The 5,143-nt window shown below is 53.7% G+C and carries 3 protein-coding genes; all 3 read left to right on the forward strand.

From position 1 onward, the window contains the following. Window positions 1–771: 771 nt before the first annotated feature. Genes LPA02S_RS10605 through LPA02S_RS10615 form a run of 3 tightly spaced genes read left to right on the forward strand, consistent with a single transcriptional unit; the run spans window position 772 to window position 5,013 of the window. Complete coding sequence (locus tag LPA02S_RS10605) at window positions 772–1,416, forward strand: TetR/AcrR family transcriptional regulator (RefSeq protein ID WP_056956848.1); 645 nt, start codon at window positions 772–774, stop codon at window positions 1,414–1,416. Beyond that, on the forward strand, window positions 1,409–3,139 hold the full coding sequence (locus LPA02S_RS10610) for an ABC transporter ATP-binding protein (protein ID WP_056956847.1): 1,731 nt from the start codon (window positions 1,409–1,411) through the stop codon (window positions 3,137–3,139). Before LPA02S_RS10605 ends, LPA02S_RS10610 begins: the two co-directional genes overlap by 8 nt. Then, window positions 3,139–5,013 (forward strand): ABC transporter ATP-binding protein, encoded by a 1,875-nt coding sequence (locus LPA02S_RS10615; RefSeq protein WP_056956846.1) that lies wholly within the window; start codon window positions 3,139–3,141, stop codon window positions 5,011–5,013. Before LPA02S_RS10610 ends, LPA02S_RS10615 begins: the two co-directional genes overlap by 1 nt. The last annotated feature ends 130 nt before the right edge of the window (window positions 5,014–5,143 follow it).

The following is a 5,143-nucleotide window of genomic DNA, read 5'->3' on the forward strand; positions in this document are numbered from 1 at the left end:
TCTCCGCACCCCACTACACCCACACCGGCCAGAACCACACTTGCGAATGGACTTACGAATGACTTGCACGACCTCAACCGTCAGCATTGCCCCAGTTCGGTAGCAGTGGACAGTCACGGTATGCTTACGTGGCAGGTTATACGCCAAAACCCGGACAGCAGAACGTGCCTAGAGGGAAATTCATCGCGTACCCACCAGAATAATGAAGACACTACAGGTAACTAGTACGGTTGAATAAAAATATGGGTGGAGATTCAGGCCGTGAGATTAGATACCACGAATTATCGGGAAACCACGGGTGGACTTCGTGGTAGGCCGCGTCGGCCGAACCGGTGAGCGGAGGCGTGTGGGGTCGGAGTGGTAACCACTGCCAGGGGGTACCGCAGTAGGAGCCGGAGGCGACGTACTGCGCGACGAATTCCTAGACCGGCCGGTGGTTTTCCGGACGGGCTTGGAATCGCGGCGAAAACACGCCCGAGTTTGGCGGGTTGGAGCCTTCGCCCTAGCTGTGGTTACCGCGGAGTACCCCACGAAAGCCGCAGTTCACCGGTTCGACCGACGCTGCCGGCAGAAACACCAAAAACCGCTTGTGTATTTGTGACAAGCGTTTTTTTATGGCATAATTATCCTGTTTTGACGCGGTTCGTTCCCCAACTGGTTTTTGTTTCAGTAAATTGGTCAAAACCGTTTGATTTCGTCATGGAAGGGTGTATACTGACAAGTTGTCACATGACATAGCGTCACATTATTTTGACGAAAGGGGGCGGCCTCATGCCGAAACCAACATTTTTACGGTTACCCGCAGCCAAGCAGGAACGCATGATGGCGGCGGCCAAGGTGGAGTTTAGCCGTGCGGTCTTTGCCAAGGCGTCGATCTCTAACATTATCGAACTTGCTGGTGTCCCTCGGGGCAGCTTTTACCAGTATTTTGAGGACAAACAGGATATCTTTTTCTACTTATTAGAGACGGATGGACAACGGTTTGCGGACTCATTTAAGGAAATTATTGAGGCGCATCAAGGTGACTTTTTTGCAGCGGTCACGGAATTTTTCGACGTGACGATTGACCGGCTGTTGCAAAGTGATGACGCGCAGTTTTACAGCAACGTCTTTGCCAACATGAGCTTCAAGTCGGCCAGCCATTCGGCGTTTGGTGAGGCGGTACATCGCCCAACAGACGCTAAGCATTATTTGGAGGAGCACATCGACTTTGCGGGGCTCAAGATTAACACCACCCCGCAGAAGCAATTGTTGTTCCGCACCGTGATGGGCGGCTTCGCTCAGTCACTGGGTTACCATTACAATCATCTTGACGGCGAGCAGCCGGACACCGTCGCCGACGTGAAAAAGCGGATGGCGTGGCTACTCGACTGGTTACAAAACGGTGTGTTACTGAAGGAGGATACGCATGCTTAAATTAGCAAAAGGCCGCATATCGTACTGGGCCGTTATTGGTGCAGTGCTGTTTATGGCCATCCAGGTTGTCAGCAACCTGTACCTCCCCAACTTAACGTCAGACATCGTGAATAACGGCGTCGAAACTGGGGATATTAACTACATTTGGCGTAAAGGTGGCGAGATGGCCATCTTCGCGTTGATTAGCGTTCTCGCTGCCGTGATGAACGTCTTCCTGGCCGCCCGCGCATCCCAGCGTCTCGGTGCCAACATTCGGAAGGACATTTACCGCAAAGTAATTAACTACTCCCACGACGAAATGGACACCGTGGGGACAAGTTCCCTGATTACGCGGACCACGAACGACGTGGTGCAGATTCAGAACGTGGCCATCATGTTCTTGCGGATGATGATCATGGCGCCAATCATGCTGATTGGGGCCAGCTTCCTGGCCTACCAGAAGGACCACACGTTAACGCAGATTTTCCTGATTGTGATTCCGATTATGATCGTGTTCATCGGCTTGATTATGTACTTTGCGGTGCCGTTGTTCCGTAAAATGCAACAAAAAACCGATAACATCAACCTGGTCTTCCGTGAAGGTCTGACCGGTGTGCGTGTTATCCGTGCGTTCCGGCAGGACCAGTTTGAACAGGACCGCTTTGAGGGCGTGAACAAGGATTACACCAACAACGCCGTGAAGGTCTTCTCCATTATGGCGCTGATGGTGCCCGTGATGACCCTGGTTATTAGTGGTACTAACGTCGGTATCGTTTGGTGGGGTGGTCACCTGATCGCCGCCCAGGCCACGAATACTGGTAACATGATTGCCTTCATGACTTACGCGATGCAGATTCTGATGAGCTTCATGATGTTGGCGATGATTTTCGTGTTCGTACCCCGTGCCCAGGCCTCTGCGGTCCGGATTAACGAGGTGATGAACCAGGATTCGCCGATTGAATCCAAAGCTGACGCGCAGAACTTCGACGGCACTACGCCAGAACTACAGTTTGACGACGTTGAGTTCCGTTACCGCCACGCCGAGCAGCCAGCGCTAGTTGGGGCCAACTTTGATATGCACGCCGGCCAAACGCTCGCCATTATTGGTGGGACCGGTTCGGGTAAAACTACGCTGGTTAACCTGATTCCGCGGTTCTACGACGCCGAGAAGGGTTCCGTGCGCGTTAACGGCATTGACGTGAAGGACGCCGACTTGAAGGCATTGCACAAAGAGGTTGCCTTTGTCCCGCAGAAAGCCGTGCTATTTGCCGGTACGGTCCGCGAAAACATGCGCTGGGGTAACGCCGATGCCACCGATGATGAGATTTGGCACGCACTGGAGATCGCGCAGTCGCGTGACTTCATTGAGGAAGAACCAGAAGGCCTGGACTACATGGTCGAACAGGGTGGGGCCAACTTCTCTGGTGGTCAGCGCCAACGTTTGGCAATTGCCCGTGCACTGGTGAAGCCAGCGTCCATCTACGTCTTTGACGACTCGTTCTCCGCACTGGACTTCAAGACTGATGCCAACCTGCGTCAGGCCCTTAAGGACGACCCGGCGATTAGCTCCAAGGTCGTTGTGATTGTGGGTCAGCGTGTTTCCACGGTGGCTGACGCCGACCAGATTGTGGTATTGGATGAAGGTAAGGTTGTCGGTATCGGTACGCACGATGAGTTGAAGGCCAACAACGAAACTTACCAAGAAATTGTTAGCTCACAGATTCGGGAAGGGGATAAAGCGTAATGGCTGAAACAAAACCAAGTAGTACCCCTAGCCGCGGTCATGGCCCCATGTCCGGCCCTGGCGTCGTCGAGAAGCCGAAGAACTTTTGGCGGACGACCGCCCGTTTGCTCGGCTACATGAAGAGTCGGCTGGCCGCAGTCATCTTTGTGCTCATCATGGCCATCGCTTCCGTGTACTTCCAAATTCGGACGCCAAAGATTTTGGGTAAGGCTACCACCGAGATTTTCAAAGGTGTGATGAAGGGCCAGTCGGAACAAAAGGCCGGTATCCACATTAGTACGTACCCCATTAACTGGGATAAGATTCAAACCATCGTGGCCACGGTCATTATCATGTACCTGGCCAGCGCGCTCTTTAGTTTCTTGCAGCAGTTCATCATGACGCGGGTTAGCCAGCGGACGGTTTACGATCTCCGTCGCGACTTCAAGCTTAAGATGAAGAAGGTGCCAGTCCACTACTACGACGCGAACAACAATGGTGACATTATGTCCCGTGCCGTTAACGATATGGACAACATCGCCAGCACTCTGCAGCAAAGTTTGACCCAGATGGTGACGTCAACCATGACGTTCATCGGGACGTTGTGGATGATGCTGACCATTTCCTGGCAGTTAACGCTGATTGCGCTAATTACAATTCCGTTGTCCATTGCGGCCATCGGGATTGTGGCACCGAAGTCCCAACGCTTCTTTGCCGCCCAGCAGAAGTCACTGGGATTAATTAACAACCAGGTTGAAGAAACTTATGGCGGCCAAGTGATCGTCAAGAGTTTCAACCGTGAAGAAGTCATGGTGAAGCAGTTTGAGGAAGAAAACGAGCGGTACTACCAGGCTGCCTGGAAGGCGCAGTTCGTGTCCGGGATCATGATGCCGCTGATGACCTTCATGAACAACATCGGTTACGTCTTTGTTGCCGTCGTTGGTGGTGTGCAGGTTGCTAACGGGACCGTAACTTTGGGTAACGTGCAGGCCTTTCTGCAGTACACCCAGCAGTTTGCACAGCCGATATCGCAGTTGGCCAACCTCTCGAACACGATTCAGTCGACCATCGCGTCAGCCGAACGTATCTTTGAAGTGTTGGACGAACCCGAAATGAAGAACGAACCGTCCGGCTTGCCAGCGGAGGCCAAGACCGACGAAATTATCAAGTTGGACCACGTGAAGTTTGGTTATCCTGGGGCCGAAACGCTGATGGACGACTACAACCTGGACGTGCAGTCCGGACAGATGGTCGCGATTGTGGGGCCGACCGGTGCCGGGAAGACGACCGTGATCAACATGCTGGAGCGGTTCTACGACGTTACGGGTGGCTCTATCCGTCTGTGGGGCAAAGACACACGGGATATGACCCGTGAAGAATTACGTAGCCACTTTGCAATGGTGCTCCAGGATACGTGGCTCTTCACCGGGACGATTTGGGACAACCTGAAGTACGGGCGTGAGGACGCGACCGACGAGCAGATTCTGAACGCGGCCAAAGCGGCCCACGTGGACTCGTTTGTACGCCAGCTACCTGACGGTTACAAGACGGTGCTGAACGAAGAGGCGTCGAACTTGAGTCAGGGGCAGCGGCAGTTACTGACGATTGCCCGGGCGTTCGTGGCGGATCCGGAAATCCTGATTTTGGATGAGGCCACTAGTTCCGTGGATACGCGGACTGAGATGCACATTCAGCACGCCATGGAGCGTTTGCTGAAGAACCGGACCAGCTTTGTGGTGGCACACCGGTTGTCGACGATTCGCGATGCCGACAATATCATCGTGATGAACCACGGCTCCATCGTCGAGACGGGTAACCATGACGCCTTAATGGCGAAGAATGGTTTCTACGCCGACCTATACAACAGTCAATTCAGCGGCAACGTCGTACTATAACGGCGTTGACCGTACGGGCCAGCTCTCCATTGTGGGGAGCTGGCCTTTTTCTGTGCACTGGCGCCGGTCTGCGTTGCCAGCCTGGTTCCGGTGATTGGGGGTGTGCCCGCGGCGGCTACTAGCCTCACGC

The organism is Lacticaseibacillus pantheris DSM 15945 = JCM 12539 = NBRC 106106 (assembly GCF_001591865.1).
Lineage (GTDB): Bacteria > Bacillota > Bacilli > Lactobacillales > Lactobacillaceae > Lacticaseibacillus > Lacticaseibacillus pantheris.